Raw genomic sequence first — 24,163 nt, 5'->3', positions numbered from 1 at the left:
CCACCGTACCCGAGCGCGGGCACCCCTCAGTCAGTCCAGGTCGATGTGCTCGCCGGGGCCCGCGCCCGCCCCGCCGTCGCCCTTCTTGGGCCCGCCGGACGCCCAGCGGCGCTCCTGGCCCTCGACCGCGGACCGGTAGGCGGCGAGCAGTTCGCCGCCCGCCGCGGCGAGGTGGTCGAAGACCTGCGGGTTGCGCTCGATGACCGGCTCGACGACCGCCTTCGCCTGGCTGATGAGCTGCTGCACGGCGCCCTGCGCGGCCATGCCGGGCAGCGAGGACTGCAGGTCGGAGAATTTGTCGGCGACCGCGTCGACCAGTTTGCGCAGCTCCTCGGCGGCCGACCCGGGCGGCGGGCCGTAGGCGACGCGGCGGCGCGCCTTCTCCTCGGCGAGGTCCTCGGCGCACGCGTCGGCCCAGGCATCCGCGTCCGGGGCGGGACGCTCGGTGGCTTCGCTCATGGCGGACTCCAGCTGCTGGGGAGAAGGGTCTGTTCCCTCGACGTTACCCGAATGGGGGTACGGCGTTCAGCGCGCGCGGGGCCACAGGTCCGGGTCGGGGGCGAACCGGACGCGCAGCACGCCGTCGGTGAGCGCGGCGCCGGAGACCGTGCAGCGGCGCAGCGCCGAGGGCAGGGTGACGATCCGGCGGAACGGGCCGACGGTGAGCAGGAGTTCGTCCCCCCGGCGCACCAGCCCCAGCTCGTCCTTGCGGGCGCCGGGCAGCGGCAGGTGCCACACCAGTACGCCGTCGGCGGCCAGGCGGTCCTCCACGTGCCACGGCGCGGCTCCCGCGGCCCCGCCGTCCTCGGCGGCCCACGGCCCGATCTCCCCGGTCGGCCCGTCGATCAGCTCGTCGAGCTCCTCGGGGCCCCGCGGGTCGCGGCCCAGGTGCGGGACCTCGTGCAGCGGTACGCCCTCGAAGTCCTCGGCCAGCTCCTTGAGCGCGCACTGCTGGTGCCCGGAGAGCGCAGCGAGGAAGCGGTCGGCCGAGCCGGTGGGCAGCACCCGGTTGGCGATCACCGCGTCCGGCGTCAGTCCGTGCAGCGCCAGCCCGAGCCGGGCGGTGCGCAGGGCGGCGACGCCGGCCGCGCCGGGCTCGGCGACCAGCCGTACGGTCGTGCCCGGGTCCTCCACCACGGCCTGCACGGCGGCCAGTTCCGCGTCCCAGCGGGCGGTCGTCTCGTACAGCCACTGCGCGGGCATCGGGACCCCGGCGAGCTGGGCGAGGACCGGGCGCAGCGAGCGGGCGGCCTGCCGCTCGGGCGGCAGCAGGCGGCGCAGACAGCGGCGCAGCTGGGCGGGCAGGGCGAGGGCGGCGATGCTCTGGTGGACCGGCGGCATGTCGACGACGACCAGGTCGTGGCCGCCGCCCGCGCTCTCGCGCACCGCCCCGAGCAGGGCGAGCTGCTCGGCGCCGGGCAGCTCGGTCAGCTCCTCGCCGTCCAGGCGGCCCGCGCCCAGGAGGTCGAGCGCGGCCCCGGCCCGGTCCTGGAGGGCGAGCAGTTCGGTACGGAAGTGGGCGCCGGAGTCGATGCGGACGACGTCCGGGCCGGCCGGTTCCCCGCCGCCGAGCAGCGGGCCGAGCGCGTCCTCGCGGTCGGTGCCGATCAGCAGGACGCGCTCACCGCGCCGGGCCGCCGCGAGCGCGGTCGCGGCGGCGACGGTGGTGCGGCCCGCGCCGCCGGGACCGGTGACGAGGACCGTGCGCACGTCAGACCTTCTCGGCCCCGCCGGCGGTTCCGGCCGCGCCGCTCTCCACGCGCTTCTTCAGCCCGTCGAGCGCGCGGTCGATGATGACCTTCTCGGCCTTGCGCTTGATCATGCCGAGCATGGGGATCTTGACGTCCACGGTCAGCTGGTAGGTGACCTGGGTGTGGCCGCCGGGGGCCGCCGCCAGGGTGTAGGAGCCGTCCAGGGCGCGCAGCATCTGGGACTTGACCAGGCTCCAGCTGACCTTGTCCGGGCCGTCCCAGGTGTAGGCGAGGGTGTGGTCGTCCTTGATGGCGCCCGCGTCGAGGACCAGCCTGACCTGTGCGGCCCGGCCCCGGTCGTCGGTGGTCAGCACCTCGGCCTGCTTCACCTCGCCGGTCCACTCCGGGTAGCGGTCGAAGTCGGCGATCACCCCCATCACCTCGGCCGGGGCCGCCTCGATGGTGATAGACGAGCTGGTGTGTTCCGCCATCGTCGTGGCTCCTCCAGTGCGCGGGCCGGGTGGGGTGACAGAAGTGCAGGCTATCGCGTGCGGCCGGGGGCCCACGCCGGAGGCCGGGTCACCACTGGAGGGCGAAGGGCGCGGAGGTGGCGGCGAAGTGGCCGACGTTGACGCACTCGGTGCGCCCCACCCGTACCCGGCGGGCCAGCGGCTGGTGGACGTGGCCGAACAGGGAGTACCGCGGCTTGGTCCGGCGGATGGCTTCGAGCAGGGCGCGCGAGCCGCGTTCGAAGCGGCGGGCGACGGTGTCGTAGACCAGCTCGGGGATCTCCGGCGGGATGTGCGAGCAGAGCACGTCGACCTCGCCGAGCGCCTCAACCTTGGCCGCGTACTCCTCGTCGGAGATCTCGAAGGGGGTGCGCATCGGGGTGCGCAGCCCGCCGCCCACGAAGCCGAAGACCCGCCCGCCGATCTCGATCCGCTCGCCGTCCAGGACGGTGGTGCCGGGTCCCGCGTACTGCGGCCAGAGGGCCGGTATGTCGACATTGCCGTAGGTCGCGTACGTAGGGGTGGGCATGGCCGCGAACATCTCGGCGTACTGGCGGCGCACCGCCGACTCGATCGCCGCGTCCCGGTCAAGTCCGGCCCACAGGGATCGGCCCAGCTCGCGGGCCTCGTCGAAGCGGCGCGCGGTGCGCAGCGCCACGAGCCGGTCGGCGTTCTCGACGCCGAAGAGGTCGGGGAAGATGCCGCGCGAGTGATCGGCGTAGTCGAGGAAAAGAACGAGGTCACCCAGGCAGACGAGGGCGTCCGCGCCGTCGCCCGCCTTTGCCAGACCCTCGGTGTTCCCGTGCACATCGCTGACCACATGTACTCGCATGCCGACCACCCTAGGCGGCTGGACCTGCGGTTACTTCCGAGTCGTGAAAGGAGTGGACTACTGTGCGCGATGCGGCGCGAAAACCGTGTGACGCAGCGAACATCTGACCAGGACCCCCTATCGGGAACCCACTACCGGTGGGTAACGTCCGGGCAGTCCAGTCGTGCTCGGAGCAGATCCCCAACAAGTTGCTCCGGGCACCTGCCCGATCTTGGACCGCAGCCGGTGCGTCACAGAGCCGTGGCACCGGCGCCCGATGAGGAGCAGCAGTCTTGCGCGAGTTCAGCCTTCCGGCCCTGTACGAGGTCCCCACGGACGGCAACCTGACGGATCTGATCCGCCGCAATGCCGCTCAGCACCCCGATGTCGCGGTCATGGGCCGCAAGATCGCGGGACGCTGGACCGATGTCACCGCCACCCAGTTCCTCGCCGAGGTCCGCGGGGTGGCCAAGGGCCTGATCGCCGCCGGCGTGGAGCCGGGCGACCGGGTGGCCCTGCTCTCCCGCACCCGCTACGAGTGGGTGCTGCTGGACTTCGCCATCTGGAGCGCGGGCGGCGTCACCGTCCCCGTGTACGAGACCAGCTCGCCCGAGCAGATCCAGTGGATCCTCGGCGACTCCGGCGCCACCCTGTGCGTCGTGGAGTCCGGGGCCCACCAGGAGTCCGTCGCCTCCGTCCAGGCCGCGCTGCCCGCCCTCAAGGGCGTCTGGCAGCTGGAGGCGGACGCGGTGGCCCAGCTGACCGCGTCCGGCTCGGACATCTCGGACGAGCTGCTCGACCAGCGGATGTCCTCGGCGCACGCGGACGACCCGGCGACCATCGTCTACACCTCCGGCACCACCGGCCGCCCCAAGGGCTGTGTGCTGACCCACCGCGCCTTCTTCGCGGAGTGCGGCAACGTGGTGGAGCGCCTCAAGCCGCTCTTCCGCACCGGCGAGTGCTCGGTCCTGCTCTTCCTGCCCGCCGCCCACGTCTTCGGACGGCTGGTCGAGGTGGCGTCCGTGATGGCGCCGATCAAGCTCGGCTGCGTACCGGACATCAAGAACCTCACCGACGAGCTGGCCGCGTTCCGCCCGACGCTGATCCTCGGCGTGCCGCGGGTCTTCGAGAAGGTCTACAACGCGGCCCGGGCCAAGGCGCAGGCCGACGGCAAGGGCGCGATCTTCGACAAGGCCGCCCACACCGCGATCGCCTACAGCCGCGCGCTCGGCACCCCCCAGGGCCCCTCGATCGGCCTGCGGATCAAGCACAAGGTCTTCGACAGGCTGGTCTTCAGCAAGCTGCGCGCGGTGCTCGGCGGCAAGGGCGAGTACGCCATCTCCGGCGGCGCCCCGCTGGGCGAGCGGCTCGGCCACTTCTACCGGGGCATCGGCTTCACGGTCCTGGAGGGGTACGGCCTCACGGAGTCCTGCGCCGCGACCGCGTTCAACCCGTGGGACCGGCAGAAGATCGGCACGGTCGGCCAGCCGCTGCCGGGCTCCGTGGTGCGGATCGCGGACGACGGCGAGGTGCTGCTCCACGGCGAGCACCTGTTCAACGGGTACTGGAACAACGACGCGGCGACCGCCGAGGCGCTGGCCGACGGCTGGTTCCACACCGGCGACATCGGCACCCTGGACGAGGACGGCTACCTCGCCATCACCGGCCGCAAGAAGGAGATCATCGTGACGGCGGGCGGCAAGAACGTCGCCCCGGCGGTGATCGAGGACCGCATCCGGGCGCACGCGCTGGTCGCGGAGTGCATGGTGGTCGGCGACGGGCGCCCGTTCGTGGGCGCGCTGGTCACGCTCGACGAGGAGTTCCTGGCCCACTGGGCCGCGGACCACGGCAAGCCGGCCGGCTCGACGGCGGCCTCGCTGCGCGAGGACGCGGAGCTGCTGGCGGAGGTGCAGCGGGCGGTGGACGACGGCAACGCGGCGGTCTCCAAGGCGGAATCGGTGCGGAAATTCCGCGTTCTCACCTCCCAGTTCACGGAGGAGGCGGGGCACATCACCCCGTCGCTCAAGCTCAAGCGCAACGTCGTGGCGAAGGACTTCGCCGACGAGATCGAGGCGATCTACACCCACTGAGGGCGTCCGACAGCGGGCGTGCCGACTGACGGTGTGCCGACAGCGGGCAGCGGGTCCTAGCCGGGGAAGTCCTCGGCCAGGACCCGCTCCAGGTTGCGCTCGGCGAGCGCGGTGATGGTGACGAACGGGTTGACCCCGATGGAGCCCGGCACCAGCGACCCGTCGGTGACGTAGAGCCCCGGATACCCCTTGACCCTGCCGTACGCGTCGGTCGCCCGCCCCAGCGGACAGCCGCCGAGCGGGTGGTAGCAGAAGTCGTCCGCGAACGGCGTGTTGTTGCCGAACAGGTCGTACCGGTAGATCGTCGCGTTCTTGAAGTTGATCCGGTCGAAGAGCCTGCGGGTCGCGTCCACGGCGGGCTGGTTCTGCGCCCGCGTCCAGTCGAGCTTCACCGAGTCGGTCGCCCGGTCGTACGAGAAGGTGCCGCGCTGCGGGTTCTTGGTGATCGCCAGGTACAGGCTCACCCAGTGCTCGAAGCCCATCGGCAGCGGGGCGATCTCGGCGAAGACGGGGTTGGCGGGGTTGTCCCAGTCGTCGATGCCGAGGGCGGGCATGGTGGCCTCGTTGGCGCCGACCGTGTCCCAGACGTGGTTGGCGCGGGCCGTCATGATGTTGCCGTTGGGCCCCCAGCCGGTGCCGACGGCCGGGTCCAGGGCGGGCAGGGCGCCCGTCTCGCGGGCCCGCACCAGCAGTTCGGTGGTGCCGAGGCTGCCCGCGCCGAGGAAGAGCCTGCCGCAGCCGATCTCGCGGGTCTCCACGACCTTGCCGGTCAGGTCGGTGCGGTCGGCGGTGACCACGTACGTGCCGTCGCCCTGGCGGTGGATCGCGCGGACGTGGTGGAGGGTGTCGATGGTGACGTTGCCGGTGCCGAGAGCCGCGGCGAGGTAGGTCTTGTCCACGGACTTCTTGCCGTAGTTGTTGCCGTAGATGACCTCGCCCGCGAGCGCGGACCTGGCGGCGGTGCCCGCGGCTTCGCGCTGCATGTAGCCGAAGTCGTAGACGTTGGGCACGAAGACCGTCTTCAGACCGGTGTTCTGGGCGGCCTTGCGGGAGGTGCGGGCGAACTTGTACCACTCGGTGGACTCGAACCAGGCCGGGTCCACGGAGTTGACGCCGAGCATGGCGTTGGCGCGCGGGAAGTACGTGGCGTACATCTCGGCGGCGTCCACCTGGGGCAGGACCTCCGCGAAGTAGTCGCGGCGGGGGGTGACGGCCATGCCGCCGTTGACCAGTGAGCCGCCGCCGACGCCGCGGCCCACGTAGACCGACATGTCGCCGTGGTCGACCCGGTCCAGGACCCCGGGGTACGGGCTGATGTCCCGGTTGACTACATCGAGCCAGAGGAAGGTGGCGAGCGGGGCCTCGGTGCGGGTGCGGAACCACATGGAGCGCTGGTCCGGTGCGGAGGTCGAGCAGAAGACCTTGCCGTCCTGGGCGGGGGCGTCCCAGAGCCGCCCCATCTCCAGGACGAGGGTCGGGACCCCGGCCCGGCCGAGCCGGAGCGCGGCCACGGCGGCGCCGTAGCCGGAGCCGATGACCAGGGCGGGGGTGTAGGCGGCGTCCTGCGCCTGCGCGGCGCGGGCGGGGGTGAGGGTGATTCTGGGGAGGCCCAGGAGTGCGGCCGTCTGGAGGGCGCCGAGGCCCAGGAGGTGACGGCGCGTCAGTTTTGGTGTCATGCGCGCAGCATGGGCGGAATTTGGCCTTCCGCCCAGGGGGCACGTTGTCTCAAATCTGAGTGACCGTCAGGGGTGGGAGTGTGGTGGGCGGGGTCTTCGTCCGCGGGCCGGTGGTGGGCTGGTCGCGCAGTTCCCCGCGCCCCTTCTGGGCCGGTGTTTCGTCTGTGGCCCGGTGGTGGGTTGCTCGCGCAGTTCCCCGCGCCCCCTAAAGCCCCGTTCGTCTGCGGACCGTGGTCGCTCTTCGCGCAGTTCCCCGCGCCCCCTATGGGCCCGGTCTTCGTCTGCGGGCCGGTGGTGGGCTGGTCGCGCAGTTCCCCGCGCCCCTTCTGGGCCGGTCTTTCGCCTGCGGCCCGGTGGTGGGTTGCTCGCGCAGTTCCCCGCGCCCCTGGAAGCCTGGGGCTGGGCTGGGTTCTCCGGCTGCCGGGTACCCCCAAGGGGCGGCGGGGCAGCCGAAAGGGCGGGCTCAGCCACCGGTTTTCAAGGGGCGCGGGGAACTGCGCGACCAGCCACGCACGGCCCGCAGACGAAGGCGGGTTTGGGGGCGCGGGGAACTGCGCGAGGAGCGACCACCGGCCCGCGGACGAAGACCGGGCCCGATAGGGGCGCGGGGAACTGCGCGAGCAAGTCCCACCGGCCCGCAGGCGAAGTCGAACCCATGCCCGCGCCCCGCCGTGCCAGAACCGGCCGTACCCCCAAGGGGCGCGGGGAACTGCGCGAGGAGCGACCGCCGGGGCGCGGACGAAGACCGGGCCCGATAGGGGCGCGGGGAACTGCGCGAGCAAGTCCCACCGGCCCGCAGGCGAAGGACCGGCGCAATCAGGGGTCCTCAGAGCAGTAGGCGCAGCTTCTCCGCCAAGAGGTCCCAGCGCCACTTCTCCTCCACCCAGACCCTCCCCCGCTCCCCCATACGGCGCCGCAGCTCCGGATCCTGGAGCAGCGTCACGATCCGGTCGGCCGACTCCTCCGGCACTCCTCCGCGCACCACCCAGCCGGTCTCGCCGTCGAGGACCGCGTCGGGCGCGCCGCCGGAGTCGCCCGCGACCACCGGCAGCCCGGTCGCCGACGCCTCCAGGTAGACGATGCCCAGGCCCTCCACGTCGAGCCCGCCCCGCCGGGTGCGGCACGGCATCGCGAAGACGTCGCCCGCACCGTAGTGCGCGGGCAGTTCGGCCCAGGGGACGGGCCCGGTGAAGCGGACCGAGTCCGCGACCCCGGTCTCCCGCGCCAGCCCGCGCAGCTCCTTCTCGTACGGCCCGCCCCCCACGATCAGCAGCACCGCGTCCGGCACCCGTGCCAGGATCGCGGGCATCGCGAGGATCAGCGTGTCCTGCCCCTTGCGCGGCACCAGCCGCGAGACGCACACCACCACCGGCCGGTCGGCGAGCCCGAGCCGTTCGCGCACGGCGTCGCCGCCGGAGCCCGGGTGGAAGGTCTTCTCGTCGACGCCGGGCGGCAGTTGCACCATCCGGTCGGCGGCGCGCCCGGTGAGCGCCCCGGCGATCCGGGACCGGGTGTACTCACCGAGGTAGGTGACCGTGTCGGTGCCCTCGCCGATCCGCCGCAGCAGCTGCCGGGCGGCGGGCAGCTGGGCCCAGCCGGCCTCGTGCCCGTGGGTGGTGGCCACCAGGCGCTCGGCGCCCGCCCGGCGCAGCGCGGGCGCCATCAGGCCGAGCGGCGCCGCCGCCCCGAACCACACCGAGGAGCAGCCGTGCTCCTTGAGCAGCCCGGCCGCGCGCCGGGTCACCCGGGGCGTGGGCAGCAGCATGGTGGTGCGGTCGCGGACCACGGTGAAGGGCTGTTCGGCGTCGAACGCGGCGGTCGCCTCGACGCCCTCCTTGCTCCGCTTCCAGGTGGACGCGTAGACGACGATCCGCTCGGGGTCCAGCCGCAGCGCCATGTTGTGCAGGAACGCCTGGATGCCACCGGGGCGCGGCGGGAAGTCATTGGTCACGATCAGGGTCTTGTGCATCGCCGCCGACAGTACCGAACGGCCCCGCCTCATCGCTCGCGCCCGGCCCCGCCCGGCATCATGACTGCGCGAAGTCGGAAAGTACCGGATATACGGACGAGGTGTGCATGTCGGTGGGAAACGGCACAGGACTGGTGAGGGACCCCGGCCCCCTGGACGGCTCCGGACCGGCCGGGAGCACGCGCGCGATGGCCGCGGTGTTCGCCGTGACCCGCTCGCTGCTGCTGCTCTGCGTCTTCCGGGTGCTGGTCCTGCCCGGCCCGGACGTCACCAGCGACGTGTCGGTCATCTACCAGGGCTGGTACGAGGTGCTGAAGACCGGCACCTACCCGCTGGACGACGTGACCTGGCAGTACCCGCCCGCCGCGGCGCTGGCGGTCCTGTCCCCCGCGGCCCTGCCCTTCCTCGACTACGCCTCGGCCTTCTTCGTCCTCGCCCTGCTCGCCGACGCCGCGGTCCTCCTCCTGCTGCGGTACGCGGCCGAGCGGCCCGGCCGCTCGCGCGCGGGGGCCTGGGCCTGGGTGTGGGGCGTACCGCTGCTCGGCCCCACCGCGTACGCGCGCTACGACCTGATGGTGACGGCCGTCGCGGTGGCCGCGCTGCTGGCCGGGGTGCGCCGCCCCCGGGCGCTGGGCGCGCTCGCCGCGTTCGGCGCGCTGCTCAAGGTCTGGCCGGTGCTGCTGCTCGCCCGGGCGCCCCGCCGGGCGTGGGCGGCGGCGGCCGTGACGGCCGGCGCGTTCCTGCTGCTGTGCCACGCGGTGGCGCCCGGCGCGTTCGCCTTCCTCGCCTTCCAGCGCGACCGGGGCACCGAGGTCGAGTCGATGGGCGCGCTCGTCTTCCATCTGGCCCGCCAGCTGGGCTGGCCGGGGCGGGTGCAGCTGAACTACGGGTCGGTGGAGTTCCTCGGGCCGTACGTGCCGCTGGTGTCGGCCGCGGCGATGGGGCTCACCCTGGCGGCGTTCGGCTGGCTGCTGGTGTGGCGGGTGCGCGCCGTGCGCACCGGCCCGGCCACCCTCGCGGACGCCGCGTTCACCGCCGTCCTGCTCTTCACCGCCACCAGCCGGGTGATCAGCCCGCAGTACCTGATCTGGCTGATCGGTCTGGCGGCGGTGTGCCTGCTGCACCGGGACACCGCGCTGGTCCGGCCCGTCCGGCTGGTGCTGGCCGCCGCCGGGGCCACCCTGCTCGAATTCCCGCTGCTGTTCTCGCACGTGGTGGCGAGCGACTGGCTCGGGGTGCTGCTGCTGCTCGTACGCAACGGGCTGCTGGCGGTGGCGTCGGTGAGCGCCTGCCGCGCGCTGTGGCGCTCCACCGTGCCCGGCCCCGCCCTGCCCCTCCAGCCGGTGCGCACCCGGGTGTTCTCCACGCTCACCCGCTGACGCCCGGCCCCGCTCAGCCCAGCTGGTCCCGTACGTAGGAGCGCCACAGGGCGGTGAACTCCTGCGGCGTGGTGGAGAGTTCGTCGTTCATGGCCTTCTCCACCGCTCCCTCCCGGTGCCCGCCCGCGCCCACCTTCGTGTAGAAGGCGGCGAGCGCGCGCTCGCCCCAGCGCTGGGCGATCATCCGGCAGGCCAGCCAGCCGCCCTCGTACGCCCGGGCCAGGCGGTCGGCGCTGCCGTCGAAGCCGAAGTCCGCGTCGGCGGGCAGGTCGGCGGGCGCCTCGCCGCCGCGCACCGCCTGCTGGAGCTCGGGGGCGGCCTCGGCGGGGGTGCGCCCGGTGCCCCGGTAGCCGACCCAGTCCGCGTACCCCTCGGAGAGCCACATCGGGGTCGCGGGCGAGGTCTGGGCGCGGGTGGCGACATGGGTGGTCTCGTGGGTGAGGACGACGCGCTGCCCCAGGTCGCCCAGGACTCCGTACGCGTCGGGGTTGACGATGACCCGGTCCGCCGGGGCCGCGCCGCTGCCGCCCGCCTCGCCGGTGGTCACCGCCGCGATCCCCCGGTACGAGCCGGACGGCGCCGCCAGCAGCGCCGCCATGGCGTCCAGCGAACCGGGCACGAGCACCACCACCCGCCCCGCCCAGCGCCCCGGCCAGGCGGCCGAGACGGCGGGCACGGCCCGGTCGGCGGTGGCGGAGATCCGCTGGAGCTCGGCGCGGTCCTGGCCCACGCCGAGCACCAGGCTGTGCGTCCCGCGCACCGCGGTCACCGGGCCCTGCTGCCACAGCAGCTGGGCCGCGCCGTCGCCGGGCCGGTCGGCGCTCACGTACCAGTGCCCGGCGCGCTCGGTGAGATCGACGGTCCGGGCGGCGGTGACGGGGGCGCTGTCGTAGCCCGCGATCCGGTAGCGCAGCTCCACCTCGGCGGTGGCCCGCCCGCCCTGGTGGTCGAGCCGGGTCACCCGGTACGCCCAGGCGCTCAGCGGCACCTGGCGCAGATTGCCGAACTCGGCGCGCTGGGCGTCCCGCAGGGTCCCGGCGGCCGGGTCGACCGCGTCGAGGTAGCCGCGCTCGTCGTGGCGCAGCACCGCCGCGGCCCGCGCGTCCAGGGTCTGCCGCACCTGCCGGGAGGTGGCGTCGTCCGGCGCGGCGGGCGGGCCCGAGCAGGCGGCGGCGGACAGCAGCGCGGCGAGGGCGCATCCCGCCGTGCGCCGCCGCCACCCGCCGGTATGCCGCCGCTGTGCCATCCTCCCGATCGTACGGTCACACGCGGGTGACCGAGGAGACGGGCATCATGCCCACCGGGTCGTAGCGCACCGGCGCGCCCGGGTAGGGGGCGTGGATGACCTGCCCGTTGCCCACGTACATCGCGATGTGGCTGGCGTCGGCGCGGTAGGCGACCAGATCGCCGGGGCGCGCCTCGGAGAGCGGCACCCGGCGTCCGGCGAACCGCTGCGCCTGCGAGGTGCGCGGCAGGCCGACGCCCGCGTGCGCGTAGGACCACTGCATCAGGCCCGAGCAGTCGAAGCCGGAGGGCCCGTTGGCGCCCCACACGTACGGCTTGCCCACCGCCTGGCGGGCCGCCGCCACCGCCGCCGCCGCGCGCCCGGAGGCGGGCACCGCCCCGGACAGGTCCGGCAGCGCGCCGCGGCCGGAGCGCGAGGCCCGGTCGAAGGCGGCGCGCTCGACCTCGGGCAGCGCGTTGAGCACCCGGCGGGCCTCGGCGAGCTTGGACTCGACGGTGCGCTTGTGCCGGGCGACCTCGGCCCGGCTGCGCTCCAGCTCGGCGAGCTTGCGGGTGGCCTCGGTGCGCTGCTGGCCGATCCGGCGCTGTTCCTGGTGGAGTTCGCGCAGCTCGGCGCTCTGGCGCTCGCCGAGCCGGTCGAGGGCGGCGGCCTTGTCGAGATAGCTGTCCGGGTCCTCGGAGAGCAGCAGCGCCAGCGAGGGGTCCAGGCCGCCCGAGCGGTACTGGGCGCCCGCGATGGCGCCGAGCGCGCCGCGCATGCGGTTGATCCGCTCCTGGCCGCGGGCCACGCTGTCCTGCGCCTGGCTGATCTCGCGGCGCAGCCGGTCGGCGCGTTCGTCGGCCTGGTTGTACTGCTCGGTCGCCTCCTCGGCCTGGGCGAAGAGCCGGTCGACCCGTGCCTTGCCGGGTTGGCCCGGGTCGGCGGCGGCCGGGGCCGCGAAGGCCGCGGCGGCGGTGGCCGCCGCGGCGGACAGGACGGTGACCCGCGCGCTCTGGGAGACCCCGGACTGCGTGGGACGGCGATGGGACGCCACGGGTAGCCGCACTCCTTCCGCCGGTGCGGCCCCTGCCGCCCGGGTGGGCGGACGAGTTGGAAGGTCACGGGGGCACCGCACGCCGGACAGTAGCCGGGCGGCCACGGGGTGCCAACGACCCCGGCGCCTACGCAAAGTGACGCCCCACCGGAGAACACAGGTCACCGGCGGGGCGTGGCGTCAGCGCGCGTCGCCGCAATTCGCCCGTTCGGAGTGCCCGGGCGGACGGCTCGTCATACGACTGGCGGGACGGGTCCTCGGGTCAGCTGATGCGGACGCCGAACTGGAACGGCATGTTGCCCATGGCCTCGTAGCGGACGTTGGCGCCCGGCTTGGGGGCGTGCAGCACCTGGCCGTTGCCCGCGTAGAGGCCGACGTGGTGCAGGTCGCCGTAGAACAGGACCAGGTCGCCCGGCTTGAGCTCGCTGCGGCCGATGCGGGTGCCCGCGTTGGCCTGCTCCTGCGAGGTGCGCGGAATGGAGATGCCCGCCTGGCGGTAGGCCCAGGAGGTGAGTCCGGAGCAGTCGAACGAGGCGGTGCCGGTGGCGCCGTACACGTACGGCTTGCCTATCTGGGTCTGGGCGGCGGAGAGGGCCGCGGCGCCGCGCTGCGATGCGGGCACCTCGTGGCCGAGGTCGGCGCGCTCGTTGGCGCGGTTGGCGCGGGCGTCGTCGGCGGCGAGCGACGCCTTCTCGGCGGCCGTCAGGGAGTTGAGGAGCTTCTGCGCGGCGGCCAGCTTGGACTGGGTCTCGGCCTTCTTGGTGCCGAGCTCCTGGCGGGTGTCCGCGAGGTCCTTCAGCTTGTCCTGGGCCTCCTTGCGCTCCTGCGCCAGGCTGCGCTGCTTCTCCTGGATCTTCTGGAGCGCCTCGGTCTGCTTGGCGCTCAGCTGGTCCAGGGAGGACGCCTTGTCCAGGAAGTCGTCCGGGTTCGCGGAGAGGAAGAGCTGGACCGAGGGGTCGATGCCGCCCGAGCGGTACTGCGCCGACGCCATCGAACCCAGGCCGTCGCGGAGCTTGTTCAGCTCGTCCTGGCCGCGGGCCACCTTGTCCTGGAGCTGGCCGACCTGCTTCTCCAGCTCGGTCTGCTTCTCCTTGGCGCCGTTGTACTTCTCGGTCGCCTGCTCGGCCTCTTCGTAGAGCTTGTCGACCTTGGACTTGACTTCGCTCTTCGACGGCTTCGGGTCCGCGTGCGCGGCCTGGGACGTGAGGGCGACGGCCGCGGCGGCGGTAGCGGTGAGCACGGTCACGCGGGTACGGCTCGCGGGCTTGGGTCGACGGTGGGACGCCACGAAGGCGAGCTCCTTCTTCCTCAGCCGCCGAACAGCGCAGACTCGGCGGGACCCTCACGGACACCCCGGACGAGTGATCTACCGCGTGAAGGTTCGAAGCCCGACCCTAGTAACCCTCTTGTGATCAGTTCAAATCCTGATAGGAAAAAAGTCAGTCGCGAGGAGGATTCTTTACAGTCATCCCACGCGTAGTAATGGGCACCTGACGGAGTGGTGGGAACCGACCATCTCAATTCGGGCATTGAACGCAGGAGTTGCTAGACGCGCGAAAGCCGCTTCAAGAGCATGACGGACGCCACCGGCCGCGCCCCGGCCCTGGCCACCCCGTCCGCCACCTCGCGGTCGGTCGAGACGACCACCACCGGCCGCCCCGACGGCTCGGCCCGCACCAGCTGGCGGATCAGCTCGTCGGCGGTCACCCCCGCCTTGGAGAAGAGGACCCGGACGCCCCGGGGCGGCGCCAGCAGCACCGGCGCGGCCAGCTCGGCGCCGTCGAAGACGCAGGTGACCTCGGCGCCGGTCTGCGCGGCCAGCACCGAGAGCCCGCCGAGCAGCCGCAGCCGCTGCTTCTCCAGCGGCATCGTGGGATAGCCGGTCTTGGTGACGTTGTAGCCGTCCACCACCAGATGCACCTGGGGCAGTTCGAGGAGCTGGTCCAGGAGCGCCGGATCGGTCTCCGACAGCGCCCGGGCCGCGATGTCCTTCGGGGTCATCTGCCCCGGCGCCACCGCGTCCACGGTGTCGGCGGGCCGCACCGAGGCGGGCGGCAGGGCCAGTTCGCGGCGGAGTCCGGACGCCGCGTCCAGCACCGTGTCGAGCAGCAGCCGCAGCCGCATGTCCTCCACCGAGCGGCCCTCGCGCACGGCGCGGCGGCTCGCCTCGACGGACGCCTCGGCCTCACCGAGCCGCGTCTTGAGCCGCCGCGTCTCGCTCTCGGCGGCGGCCACCTGGGCCGCCGCCTCCGCTCTGATCCCGTCGATCTCCCCGGCGACCTTGCGCAGGGCGGCCTCGCCCCGCTTCACATCGCTCAGGGCGCTGCGCAGCTTGCGCTGGAGCGACTCCGCCTCCCTGCGGGCCGCGGCCAGATCGGTGCGGAGCTCCTCCTGCTCGGCGCGGGTGCGCTCGTGCGCCTCGGCCAGCTCCTGGCGCAGCCGCTCCAGCTCGCGCCGGCCCTCCTCGTCGGCCCGCTCGGCATCGGCCCGCTGGGCCTCCTCGCCGGCGGCGGCGACCAGCTTCACCCAGCCCGTGGGCCGCAGTACGTACGCGGCGGCGGCCACGTCGACCGGGTCGGCGGCGGCGGGCGGCGCGCCCGACTCCAGCGCGCCCGCCAGCTCCGGCTGCGCCTCCTTGAGCCGCTCCCCGATCCGCTGCCGGAAGACCGGGTCGGACTCCAGGGCGGCGGCCATCGCGTTGCCCGCGAACTTGGCGCGGCGAGTCGGGGTGAAACGGGCGTACTGCCGCAACTGGGACGGAAGTTCGGTGACGGTCAGCCCGCCGAAGGCGTCCGAGACCAGGGCGACGACCCGGCGCCGCACCCCTTCGGGCAGCGGGCGGTCGAGCACCTCGGCGGGGCCGTCACCGGCCGCACCGGCCGGTTCGGCACCGCTTGCATGCTCCACGATCCGTCACCTCAACTGTCGTCCGTCACTCACCGGCACGCGCTCACTGGGAGTCGGCGCCCGGCCTGTCCACGAGTTCGATCTGGTCCACCGCGTTGCACCAGCGACAGCGGACCGACTCGATGGTCTCACTGACCACCTCGCGCTCCTCGACCTTGGGCTCTCCGGCGAGGTCCAGATGGACGTACTCCACGACCTTCGAGGAGCGGGTGACGTCGAAACGGGTCAGATTGCCGCAGAGCGTGCAGCGCCACCGGGTCTCGGCGGTGGGCAGGGGAACGCTGGTCATGTGGGGCCGTCCTCTTTCCACGGTTCCATGTGGGTCGATGGTCCAGGATCTCGCGGTGCGCCGTCGAACTGCGGGTGTACTGCCCGTAACCCTACGGCCTACCCGCCACCCCCCGGCACGGCGAGGCGGTCTGTACCGTTCGCTCCGGTTACGCCATGATCTGTTCATGATCGAGTGGAGCACCCTGCGCGGGGCGGTGGTGCGCGGCCCGACCGTCACCTATGCCGTACTGGCACTCTGCTGCGGGGTGTTCCTCGTCAGCCCCGTCTCGGGCCTCAATCCGACGTACGGGACGGGGGACGCGCTGCTCGCGGCGCAGAGCGCGTATTTCGCCCGGTGGGGTGTCGTCCCGAACGAACTCACGGCCGGTGACCCCGGAGCCCTGGTGACCCCCCTCACCGCGCTCTTCGTCCACGGCAACTGGCTGCACCTGCTCGGCAACATGCTCTTCCTCTACGTCTTCGGCGCGATGGCCGAAGAGCGCATGGGGCGGGTCGGCTTCGCGCTGTTCTACGTGGGCGTCGGCTATCTGGCGCTCCTCGCCTACGCGGCGGCGCACGCCTCGTCCGACCAGACGCTCGTGGGGGCGTCGGGCGCGATCTCGGGCGTACTCGGAGCCTTCCTCTACCTCTTCCCCCGCGCCCGGGTCACCAGCCTCTTCCCCTTCCTCCTCTTCCTCCCGCTGCGCTTCCCCGCCTGGCTGGTCCTGGTCTTCTGGTTCACCCTCCAGTGGCTGGCCATCCGGGCGGCCCCGGCCGGGCCCGGGGTGGCGTACCTGGCCCATCTGGTCGGCTTCGGCCTGGGCTTTCTCTACGCGTGGGGGCGTTATGGCCGGGCGGCTAGAGTGAAGCGACCGAAGCAGCCCCCCGCGTCGGCCGCCACCGAGGGAGAAGACCAGCCGTGATCACCGCGATCGTGCTCATCAAGACCAGCGTGGACCGGATCCCCGAGATCGCGGAGTCGATCGCCTCGCTGGAGAACGTCAGCGAGGTGTACTCGGTGACCGGCACCTACGATCTGATCGCCCTGGTCCGGGTGGCCCGCCACGACGACCTGGCGGACATCATCCCCGGGCGCATCAGCAAGATTCCGGGCGTGGAGGCGACGGACACGCACGTGGCGTTCCGCACGTACTCCCAGCACGACCTGGAGGCAGCGTTCGCGATCGGCCTGGACGCATAACCCTGCGGGGCGCACCCGCGACTACTCGCCCAGCACCCGTGGGGTAGCCCGTTCACCTGCGGCCCGGCGGGTCTTGCTCGCACGGTTCCCCGCGCCCCCAGGTGGTCCATGTGCCTGCGGCCCGGTGGGGGCTTGCCGCGCAGTTCCCCGCGCCCCTATCGGGCCCGGTCTTCGTCCGCGGCCCGGTGGTCGCTCCTCGCGCAGTTCCCCGCGCCCCCAAACCCGCCTTCGTCTGCGGGCCGTGCGTGGCTGGTCGCGCAGTTCCCCGCGCCCCTTGAAAACCGGTGGCTGAGCCGACCATCTCGGCTGCCCCGCTGCCCCTTGGGGGTATCGGGCAGCCGGAGAACCCAGCCCAGCCCCAGGCTTCCAGGGGCGCGGGGAACTGCGCGAGAAGCGACCACGGCCCGCAGACGACAGCGGGTCCCCAGGGGCGCGAGGAACCGCGCGACCAGCCCACCACCGGCCCGCAGACGAAGACCGGGCCCATAGGGGGCGCGGGGAACTGCGCGAAGAGCGACCACGGTCCGCAGACGAACGGGGTTTTAGGGGGCGCGGGGAACTGCGCGAGCAACCCACCACCGGGCCACAGACGAAACACCGGCCCAGAAGGGGCGCGGGCAACCCACCACCGGCCCGCAGACGAACTCCCGGCCCCGAAAGCGGCGCGGGCACCCCGCCCCCGGCCCGTCGGCGAACCCCGGGCCCGAGGCCGCCGCCCGGAAAGGGGCTACTGGGGCCCGGCCACAGTCACACCGCGGGGACGCAGCGGCCGCCCTCGGTCCGGTAGGACCACTTCGCACCGCCCCGCACCAACTCCCGGACCGCCCCCACAAACCGATCCACGTGCTCATCGGGCGTCCCCGCCCCAAAGCTGACCCGGATCGCGTTCAGGGACCGCTCCCCCTGCTCCCCCTCGGGCGCCCCGCACTCCCCCTGCTCCTGCGGCGCCCCGCCGAGCAGCGTCCGCACCAGCGGGTGCGCGCAGAACAGACCGTCCCGCACCCCGATCCCGTACTCCGCCGACAGCGCCGCCGCGAAGTGCGAGCTGTTCCACCCGTCCACCACGAACGAGATCACGCCCACCCGGGGCGCGTCGTCGCCGAACAGGGACAGCACCCGGACCTCCGGCACCTCCGCCAGCCCCTCGCGCACCTTGGCGATCAGGTGCCGCTCGCGCTCGACCAGGCCCTCGAAGCCCGCCTCGGTGAGCGCCTTGCAGGCGGACGCGATGGCGTACACGCCGATCACGTTCGGGGACCCGGCCTCGTGGCGGGCGGCCGTGGTGTGCCACTCGACGTCCACCCCGCCGTCCGCGCGCCGCGCGACCTTGCGGGAGGCGCCGCCGCCCGCCAGGTACGGCTCGGACTCGCGCAGCCAGTCCGCCCGCCCCGCGAGCACGCCCGAGCCGAACGGCGCGTACAGCTTGTGCCCGGAGAAGGCGATCCAGTCGACGTCCAACTCCCGTACGGAGACGGGGTGGTGGGGCGCCAGCTGCGCCGCGTCGAGCACGATGCGCGCGCCGTGCGCGTGGGCCGCCGCCGTGAGCTCCCGTACGGGCCAGAGCTCACCCGTGACGTTGGAGGCGCCGGTGACGCAGACGAGCGCGGGCCCGTACGGCTCGCGGTCGGCGAGGGCGCGCTCCAGCGTCGCCACGGCCTCCCCCGGGGTGCGCGGCGCGTTGAGGTAGGTCACCCGGGCGTCGCGCCACGGCAGCAGCGAGGCGTGGTGCTCGGTCTCGAAGACGAAGACCTGGCAGTCGGCCGGGACCACCTGGGCGAGCAGGTTGAGGGAGTCCGTCGTCGAGCGGGTGAAGACGACCTCGTCACCGGGCCGGCAGTCGAGGAACTCGGCGACCGTGGCCCGGCTGTTCTCGAAGAGGTCGGTGGAGAGCTGGGAGAGGTAGCCCGCGCCCCGGTGCACGCTGCCGTAGTACGGGGCGTACGCGGCCACGTCGTCCCAGACCCGCTGGAGGGCGGGGGCGCTCGCCGCGTAGTCGAGGGCCGCGTAGGTCACCTCGCCGCCGGTGACCAGCGGCACGGTGACGTCCCGGCCGAGCACCGGCAGCGGGGCGGCGCAGCAGGGCTCCTCGGCGCAGGCGGAGGCGGCGGGGGCAGCAGCGGGGGCGGGGACGGCGGAAGCGGCGGAGGCGGTGGCGACGGAGGCGTTCGGGTGTGCGGACATGGCGGTATCTCCCGGCAGGACAAGGCGAATTGACTGTGAGGGCCCCGCACGGCGACCGGAACGGACGTGGCGCGCACGGGGGTTGGCCTCGACGCGGGACGAAGGAACCCGCGGAGGTGTACAGAAAGAGGGGCCGAAGGCCCTATCGCATTCGCTTGCTCACGAGACTGCTCCCTTGAGGACCAGGACCCCAGGGACGCGCCACTCACGAAGATGAGTGCGCAGGGGTCCGCGCTTGCCGCAGACCTTGTTGTCTGCGGCCTGGTCTTCACCCGGGGCACCCCGCCACGGACGGAGGGTTGCCGGACAGCGGGCCGGGGCCGTAGTCGCTGTCACTCATGACCTTGGAAAGCATCCTGCCATACGTCCGCGTACGCGCAAGGCGCGGTCCGGATGCCGGACTGCGCCTTGCGTCACACTTCGGGGCCGGACGGCCCGTTCTCCCGGTCCCGCTCGGGCCCGGACGGCCCGTTCCGCCGGGTCCTACGCGTTGCTGGCGGCCACCCACCGCTCCAGGGCCCGCCGGGCCGCCCCGGAGTCGATCGCCTCGGCGGCTCTGGCGATCTGGGCGGAGATCTGCTCCACCAGGGTGCCCCCGCCCCGCTCCAGGGCCACCAGGGCCGCCGCGGCGTTCAGCAGCACCGCGTCCCGCACCGGCCCCGTCTCGCCGGCGAGCAGCCGCCGGGCCACGTCCGCGTTGTACGAGGCGTCGGCGCCGCGCAGCGCCTCCACCGGCACCAGGTCGATGCCGACGTCCCGCGGGTCGAACGCCTCCTCGCGCACGGCCCCGTCCCGCACCACCCACACCCGGGAGGTCGCGGTGGTGGTGAGCTCGTCGAGGCCGTCGTCGCCGCGGAAGACCAGGGCGCTGGAGCCGCGTTCGGCGAGCACGCCCGCCACGATCGGGGCGATCCGGGCGTCCGCGACACCGGTGGCCTGGGAGGTGACCCGGGCCGGATTGGTCAGCGGGCCGAGGAAGTTGAAGGTCGTGCGGATGCCGAGCTCGCGGCGCGCGGCGGCCACGTACCGCAGGGCGGGGTGGAACTTCACCGCGAAACAGAAGGTGATGCCCGCCTCGTCGGCGACCTCGACCACCCGGCGGGGCGTGAGGTCGAGGTTGACGCCGAGCTTCTCCAGGACGTCGGAGGCGCCGCTGGCCGAGGAGGCGGCCCGGTTGCCGTGCTTGACGACCTTGGCGCCGGTGCCGGCCACCACGATGGAGGACATGGTGGAGATGTTGACGGTCTTGGCGCCGTCGCCGCCGGTGCCGACGATGTCCACGGTCCGGCCGGGGACCTCGATCAGGTTGGCGTGCCGGTACATCGCGCGGACCATGCCGCTGATCTCGGTGACGGTCTCGCCCTTGGCCCGCAGGGCCACCACGAAGGCGGCGATCTGCGCGTCGGTCGCCTCGCCGCGCATGATGCGGTCCATCGCCCAGGCGGTGGCGTCGGCGCTCTGGTCGGCGCCGCTGAGCAGAGCGTCCAGTACGCCCGGCCAGGAGTAGGCCGCCACGCTGTCGCCGCCTGCCGGGGTCACAACGTTCATGGTCCGCTCCTGGGTCCATCGACGGATAAGGGTTCCGGGAACACCCTATCCAGCCCCGGAGACGGCGAAGGGCCCCGTCCACGCGGTGGACGGGGCCCTGTGCTGTGTGGCGTACAGCGGTCTCGCTGGTGAGGGATCAGTGGTGGCCGTGGCCGCTGGTGATCTCCTCGTACTCCTCAACGGTCGGCTTGGCGATCTGGCTCTGCTCGCCGTAGTAACCCTTGTGGATCTTGACGCGCAGCTTCTCCAGGCGGGAGACCTTGCGCTTGACACCGTTCTCGTCGACCGCCGCGGGCAGCTCGTGCGGACGGGTCTGCTCGTGCGCGGTGAGCCGGTACAGCTCACCCTCCGAGAGCGGCTCGTGCACCTCGATGAACTCACCGTGCGGCAGCCGCTTGATGACGCCGGTCTCGCGACCGTGCAGCACCTTCTCGGCGTCCCGGCGCTGGAGGCCCAGGCAGATCCGCTTGGTGATGATGAAGGCGATGACCGGGCCGGCGAAGAACGCGATCCGGACGAACCAGGTGATGGCGTTCAGCGACAGGTGGAAGTTGGTCGCCCACAGGTCGTTTCCACCACCGACCAGCATCACCATGTACGCGGTGATCCAGGCCACGCCGATACCGGTGCGGACCGGGGCGTTGCGCGGACGGTCGGCGATGTGGTGCTCGCGGGTGTCCTTGGTGATCCACGCCTCGATGAACGGGTACGCGGCGATCGCGAAGAGCACCAGCGGGAAGATCACCAGCGGGATGAACACACCGAGGACCAGCGTGTGGCCCCACAGGTTGATCTCCCAGCCCGGCATCACACGGATGAGGCCCTCGGCGAAGCCCATGTACCAGTCGGGCTGGGCGCCGGTCGACACCTGGTCCGGACGGTAGGGGCCGATCTCCCAGATCGGGTTGATCGAGGCGATCGCGGCGATGACCGCGATGACACCGAAGACCAGGAAGAAGAAGCCACCGGCCTTGGCCGTGTAGACGGGCAGCAGCGGCGCGCCCACCACGTTCTTGTTCGTGCGGCCGGGGCCCGCGAACTGGGTGTGCTTGTGGTAGAAGACCAGGATCAGGTGCGTGATCATCAGGCCGAGCATGATGCCGGGCAGCAGCAGGATGTGGACCGAGTAGAACCGGGCCACGAAGTCGCCGCCGGGGAACTCCCCGCCGTAGATGAAGAACGACAGGTAGGTGCCCACGACCGGCACACCGAGGATCGCGCCCTCCATGAAGCGGACGCCGGTGCCCGAGAGCAGGTCGTCCGGGAGGGAGTAGCCGGTGAAGCCGGTGAACATGCCGCAGAAGAACAGCAGGAAGCCGAAGAGCCAGTTGACCTCGCGCGGCTTGCGGAACGCGCCCGTGAAGAAGACGCGCATCATGTGCACGAACATCGCCGCGAGGAAGATCAGCGCCGCCCAGTGGTGGATCTGCCGGATCAGCAGACCACCGCGCACATCGAAGCTGATGTGCATGGTCGAGTTGAACGCCTCGGACATCTGGACGCCCTGGAGCGGAACGTAGGAGCCGTCGTAGACGACCTCGTTCATGCTCGGGTGGAAGAACAGCGTCAGATACACACCCGTGAGGATGATGATGATGAAGCTGTACATGCAGATCTCGCCCAGCATGAAGGACCAGTGGTCCGGGAAGATCTTGCGCATGTTGGTCTTCGCCAGGGTGTAGATCCCCAGCCGGCCGTCGGCCCAGTCGGCGAACTTCTCGCCGTTGCCGGGCTCGCGCCGTTCGTCTGTCGCAGTGGTGGTGCTCATCCGCGCTCCCAGAAGGCAGGACCGACGGGCTCTTCGAAGTCGCCGAGCGCTTCGAGGTAACCCTCGCTGTTCACGCCGATCCGCAGCTGCGGCAGAGCGTGACCGGCCGGGCCGAAGATGACGCGGGCCCCGTCGGAGAGGTCGAAGGTGGACTGGTGGCACGGGCAGAGCACGTGGTGGGTCTGCTGCTCGTACAGGCTGATCGGGCAACCGACGTGGGTGCAGATCTTCGAGAACGCCACGATGCCCTGGTGCGACCACTCCAGCTCGCGCTTGTCCTTGATGTTCTCCGGCTGGAGCCGGACGATCATCAGGGCCGCCTTGGCGATCTGCGTCTGGAAGTCGTGCTGGTCCTCCTCCAGGCCCTCGGGCTTGGCGAAGGTGAGCGAACCGACGGCCACGTCCTCGGGACGCAGCGGCTCGTTGGTGTTCATGTTGATGAGGGCCTTGCCCTTGGCCCACATCGTCTTGCGCAGCTTGTCCTCGGGCAGCGGGCCCAGGTCGCGCAGCAGCACCACACCGGCGAGCGGCACCATGGCCAGCGCGCCGTACATGGTGTTGCGGATGAGCTTGCGGCGGCCGAAGCCGGACTCGCGGACGCCGTCCGCCCAGTCCTGCATGACCTTCTCGCGGACCTCCGGCGGCGCCGAGATCTCGTGGCGCTCGTCGGACATCTCCTCGTCCGACATCAGCGTGCGGGCCCAGTGGACCGCGCCGGCGCCGATGCAGAACAGCGCGACGCCCAGGGTCAGACCCAGGGAGAAGTTCAGCGCGCTGACGTGCCCGAACGGGAAGATGTAGACGATCTTGTCGATCGGGAAGATCACGAAGGAGGCGATGAAGCCGACCGTCGCGATCATCGACAGCATGAACAGACCGGCGACCACGCGCTCGGAGCGCTTGGCCGCGGCCTCGTCGATGTCCTGGACGCGCGGCCGGTGGGCCGGGAGGCCCGGGTCCGCGAAGACCTCGCGGGCGCGCTCTACCGAGCCGTGCTCGGGGTCCTGCTCGCTGGGCAGGTTCTCGGAATTGTCTTGGCTACTCATGACTTCTTGGCCTTAGCGGAGTGGGCCGCGATCCAGATGGCAACTGCGATGAGGGCACCGAGGCCGAAGATCCACGCGAACAGACCCTCACTGACGGGACCGAGGCCCCCCAGCGACAGGCCACCGGGGCTCGCCGTCTTCTCACTGTTCACGGCGTCCAGGTACGCGATGATGTCCTGCTTCTGCTTCTGCGGCATCGTCGTGTCGGGGAACGACGGCATGTTCTGCGGGCCGGTCTGCATGGCCTCGTAGATGTGCTTCGGGTCCACGCCCTCCAGGCTCGGGGCGTACTTGCCGTGCGTCAGCGCACCGCCCTTGCCCGAGAAGTTGTGGCACTGGGCACAGTTGGTGCGGAACAGCTCGCCACCCTTGGCGATGTCCGCACCCTCCGGGCTGTACTGCTTCTCGGTCGGCTTGATCGGGCCGGCGCCGAGCGAAGCGATGTACGCGGCGAGCTGGTCGATCTCGGCCTGCGAGTAGATGACCTTCTTCTTCGGCACCTGGGCGCCGGGCTGCTGCGCCGGCATACGGCCGGTGCCGACCTGGAAGTCCACGGCCGCCGAGCCCACGCCCACCAGGGACGGGCCGTCAGAGGTGCCCTGACCGCCGGTTCCGTGGCAGCTGGCGCAGCCAACGGAGTAGAGCTTCTTGCCCTCGTCGATGGCGAGGGACTGGGCGGTTTCGTCGGCCTTCGCCTTGTCCGCGGGCGCGAACGCGGCGTACAGCCCCCCGGTGGCCGCCAGCGCGAGGAGTAGGACGACGAGCGCCGCCAGCGGATGGCGTCGTCGTGCGGAGAGCTTTTTCACGGATTACCCCGGTGTCAGGATCTTCTGCGTCG

General features: G+C 72.3%; 20 protein-coding genes and 1 riboswitch. Of the genes, 4 read left to right on the top strand and 16 right to left on the bottom strand.

Translation table 11 applies throughout. From position 1 onward, the window contains the following. Positions 1-30 precede the first annotated feature (30 nt). From AB5J87_RS25485 to AB5J87_RS25470, 4 genes are all read right to left on the bottom strand, one after another. Complete coding sequence (locus tag AB5J87_RS25485) at positions 31-459, bottom strand: DUF5304 family protein (protein WP_369379588.1); 429 nt, start codon at positions 457-459, stop codon at positions 31-33. A 66-nt stretch (positions 460-525) separates the two neighbouring features. Then, on the bottom strand, positions 526-1,710 hold the full coding sequence (locus tag AB5J87_RS25480; protein WP_369379586.1) for an ArsA family ATPase: 1,185 nt from the start codon (positions 1,708-1,710) through the stop codon (positions 526-528). A gap of 1 nt (position 1,711) precedes the next feature. Further along, complete coding sequence (locus tag AB5J87_RS25475; RefSeq protein WP_369379584.1) at positions 1,712-2,182, bottom strand: SRPBCC family protein; 471 nt, start codon at positions 2,180-2,182, stop codon at positions 1,712-1,714. 88 nt (positions 2,183-2,270) lie between these two features. Beyond that, positions 2,271-3,032: a metallophosphoesterase gene (locus AB5J87_RS25470; protein ID WP_369379583.1), complete on the bottom strand. Its 762-nt coding sequence runs from the start codon at positions 3,030-3,032 to the stop codon at positions 2,271-2,273. Between the two features lie 272 nt (positions 3,033-3,304). Here AB5J87_RS25470 and AB5J87_RS25465 point away from each other — a divergent pair, with 272 nt between their 5' ends. Next, positions 3,305-5,101, top strand: coding sequence for a long-chain fatty acid--CoA ligase (locus AB5J87_RS25465; protein ID WP_369379581.1), 1,797 nt, complete (start codon positions 3,305-3,307; stop codon positions 5,099-5,101). Positions 5,102-5,157: 56 nt separating this feature from the next. Here the strand turns inward: AB5J87_RS25465 and AB5J87_RS25460 are convergent, their stop codons facing one another. Both AB5J87_RS25460 and AB5J87_RS25455 read right to left on the bottom strand, forming a co-directional pair. Next, entirely contained in the window at positions 5,158-6,777 is a 1,620-nt protein-coding gene (locus AB5J87_RS25460; RefSeq protein WP_369379580.1) for a GMC oxidoreductase, read from the bottom strand. Positions 6,778-7,603: 826 nt separating this feature from the next. Next, positions 7,604-8,746: a glycosyltransferase family 4 protein gene (locus tag AB5J87_RS25455; RefSeq protein ID WP_369379578.1), complete on the bottom strand. Its 1,143-nt coding sequence runs from the start codon at positions 8,744-8,746 to the stop codon at positions 7,604-7,606. 188 nt (positions 8,747-8,934) lie between these two features. Between AB5J87_RS25455 and AB5J87_RS25450 the strand changes: the two genes are divergently transcribed. Further along, positions 8,935-10,125 carry a glycosyltransferase 87 family protein gene (locus tag AB5J87_RS25450; RefSeq protein WP_369383667.1) on the top strand — a complete coding sequence of 397 codons (1,191 nt, stop codon included), beginning with the start codon at positions 8,935-8,937 and terminating at the stop codon, positions 10,123-10,125. Between the two features lie 13 nt (positions 10,126-10,138). On the opposite strand, the gene AB5J87_RS25445 is transcribed toward AB5J87_RS25450, so the two are convergent. From AB5J87_RS25445 to AB5J87_RS25425, 5 genes are all read right to left on the bottom strand, one after another. Then, complete coding sequence (locus tag AB5J87_RS25445) at positions 10,139-11,371, bottom strand: hypothetical protein (RefSeq protein WP_369379576.1); 1,233 nt, start codon at positions 11,369-11,371, stop codon at positions 10,139-10,141. A gap of 16 nt (positions 11,372-11,387) precedes the next feature. After that, complete coding sequence (locus tag AB5J87_RS25440; RefSeq protein ID WP_369379574.1) at positions 11,388-12,404, bottom strand: NlpC/P60 family protein; 1,017 nt, start codon at positions 12,402-12,404, stop codon at positions 11,388-11,390. 262 nt (positions 12,405-12,666) lie between these two features. Next, a complete protein-coding gene (locus tag AB5J87_RS25435; protein WP_369379572.1) occupies positions 12,667-13,692 on the bottom strand; it encodes an NlpC/P60 family protein in 1,026 nt (341 codons plus the stop codon). Positions 13,693-13,949: 257 nt separating this feature from the next. After that, positions 13,950-15,314 (bottom strand): NYN domain-containing protein, encoded by a 1,365-nt coding sequence (locus AB5J87_RS25430; RefSeq protein ID WP_369383666.1) that lies wholly within the window; start codon positions 15,312-15,314, stop codon positions 13,950-13,952. 40 nt (positions 15,315-15,354) lie between these two features. After that, entirely contained in the window at positions 15,355-15,600 is a 246-nt protein-coding gene (locus AB5J87_RS25425; RefSeq protein ID WP_369379571.1) for a hypothetical protein, read from the bottom strand. Between the two features lie 166 nt (positions 15,601-15,766). On the opposite strand from AB5J87_RS25425, the gene AB5J87_RS25420 reads away from it, so the two are divergent. Both AB5J87_RS25420 and AB5J87_RS25415 read left to right on the top strand, forming a co-directional pair. Further along, positions 15,767-16,504 carry a rhomboid family intramembrane serine protease gene (locus AB5J87_RS25420; protein ID WP_369379570.1) on the top strand — a complete coding sequence of 246 codons (738 nt, stop codon included), beginning with the start codon at positions 15,767-15,769 and terminating at the stop codon, positions 16,502-16,504. Then, positions 16,501-16,782 (top strand): Lrp/AsnC ligand binding domain-containing protein, encoded by a 282-nt coding sequence (locus AB5J87_RS25415; protein ID WP_361377251.1) that lies wholly within the window; start codon positions 16,501-16,503, stop codon positions 16,780-16,782. The genes AB5J87_RS25420 and AB5J87_RS25415 overlap by 4 nt, the downstream gene beginning before the upstream one ends. Positions 16,783-17,529: 747 nt before the next feature. On the opposite strand, the gene AB5J87_RS25410 is transcribed toward AB5J87_RS25415, so the two are convergent. The 5 genes from AB5J87_RS25410 to AB5J87_RS25390 all read right to left on the bottom strand — a co-directional run bounded on the left by AB5J87_RS25410 (position 17,530) and on the right by AB5J87_RS25390 (position 24,131). Then, complete coding sequence (locus AB5J87_RS25410; protein ID WP_369379568.1) at positions 17,530-18,963, bottom strand: aminotransferase class V-fold PLP-dependent enzyme; 1,434 nt, start codon at positions 18,961-18,963, stop codon at positions 17,530-17,532. 226 nt (positions 18,964-19,189) lie between these two features. Further along, positions 19,190-19,307, bottom strand: a riboswitch (SAM riboswitch). A 139-nt stretch (positions 19,308-19,446) separates the two neighbouring features. After that, a complete protein-coding gene (gene trpD, locus AB5J87_RS25405; RefSeq protein WP_369379567.1) occupies positions 19,447-20,511 on the bottom strand; it encodes an anthranilate phosphoribosyltransferase in 1,065 nt (354 codons plus the stop codon). Positions 20,512-20,647: 136 nt separating this feature from the next. Continuing rightward, on the bottom strand, positions 20,648-22,279 hold the full coding sequence (locus tag AB5J87_RS25400) for a cytochrome bc complex cytochrome b subunit (protein WP_369379565.1): 1,632 nt from the start codon (positions 22,277-22,279) through the stop codon (positions 20,648-20,650). Further along, the gene (locus tag AB5J87_RS25395; RefSeq protein ID WP_369379563.1) at positions 22,276-23,325 is read right to left on the bottom strand and encodes a Rieske 2Fe-2S domain-containing protein; all 1,050 of its coding nucleotides are present in this window, start codon (positions 23,323-23,325) and stop codon (positions 22,276-22,278) included. Before AB5J87_RS25395 ends, AB5J87_RS25400 begins: the two co-directional genes overlap by 4 nt. After that, complete coding sequence (locus tag AB5J87_RS25390; protein WP_369379561.1) at positions 23,322-24,131, bottom strand: c-type cytochrome; 810 nt, start codon at positions 24,129-24,131, stop codon at positions 23,322-23,324. Before AB5J87_RS25390 ends, AB5J87_RS25395 begins: the two co-directional genes overlap by 4 nt. Positions 24,132-24,163: the final 32 nt, after the last annotated feature.

It is taken from the genome of Streptomyces sp. cg36, from assembly GCF_041080675.1.
Lineage (GTDB): Bacteria > Actinomycetota > Actinomycetes > Streptomycetales > Streptomycetaceae > Streptomyces.
The sequence above is the reverse complement of the archived record's forward strand: the minus strand, read 5'-3'. Positions and strand labels throughout refer to the sequence as shown.

Excerpts from the sequence above, each read along its gene's own strand:
- AB5J87_RS25485 (WP_369379588.1), bottom strand. The coding sequence starts at position 459 with ATGAGCGAAGCCACCGAGCGTCCCGCCCCGGACGCGGATGCCTGGGCC.
- AB5J87_RS25475 (WP_369379584.1), bottom strand. The coding sequence starts at position 2,182 with ATGGCGGAACACACCAGCTCGTCTATCACCATCGAGGCGGCCCCGGCC.
- AB5J87_RS25470 (WP_369379583.1), bottom strand. The coding sequence starts at position 3,032 with ATGCGAGTACATGTGGTCAGCGATGTGCACGGGAACACCGAGGGTCTG.
- AB5J87_RS25460 (WP_369379580.1), bottom strand. The coding sequence starts at position 6,777 with ATGACACCAAAACTGACGCGCCGTCACCTCCTGGGCCTCGGCGCCCTC.
- AB5J87_RS25455 (WP_369379578.1), bottom strand. The coding sequence starts at position 8,746 with ATGCACAAGACCCTGATCGTGACCAATGACTTCCCGCCGCGCCCCGGT.
- AB5J87_RS25450 (WP_369383667.1), top strand. The coding sequence starts at position 8,935 with ATGGCCGCGGTGTTCGCCGTGACCCGCTCGCTGCTGCTGCTCTGCGTC.
- AB5J87_RS25445 (WP_369379576.1), bottom strand. The coding sequence starts at position 11,371 with ATGGCACAGCGGCGGCATACCGGCGGGTGGCGGCGGCGCACGGCGGGA.
- AB5J87_RS25425 (WP_369379571.1), bottom strand. The coding sequence starts at position 15,600 with ATGACCAGCGTTCCCCTGCCCACCGCCGAGACCCGGTGGCGCTGCACG.
- AB5J87_RS25420 (WP_369379570.1), top strand. The coding sequence starts at position 15,767 with ATGATCGAGTGGAGCACCCTGCGCGGGGCGGTGGTGCGCGGCCCGACC.
- AB5J87_RS25410 (WP_369379568.1), bottom strand. The coding sequence starts at position 18,963 with ATGTCCGCACACCCGAACGCCTCCGTCGCCACCGCCTCCGCCGCTTCC.
- trpD (WP_369379567.1), bottom strand. The coding sequence starts at position 20,511 with ATGAACGTTGTGACCCCGGCAGGCGGCGACAGCGTGGCGGCCTACTCC.
- AB5J87_RS25400 (WP_369379565.1), bottom strand. The coding sequence starts at position 22,279 with ATGAGCACCACCACTGCGACAGACGAACGGCGCGAGCCCGGCAACGGC.
- AB5J87_RS25395 (WP_369379563.1), bottom strand. The coding sequence starts at position 23,325 with ATGAGTAGCCAAGACAATTCCGAGAACCTGCCCAGCGAGCAGGACCCC.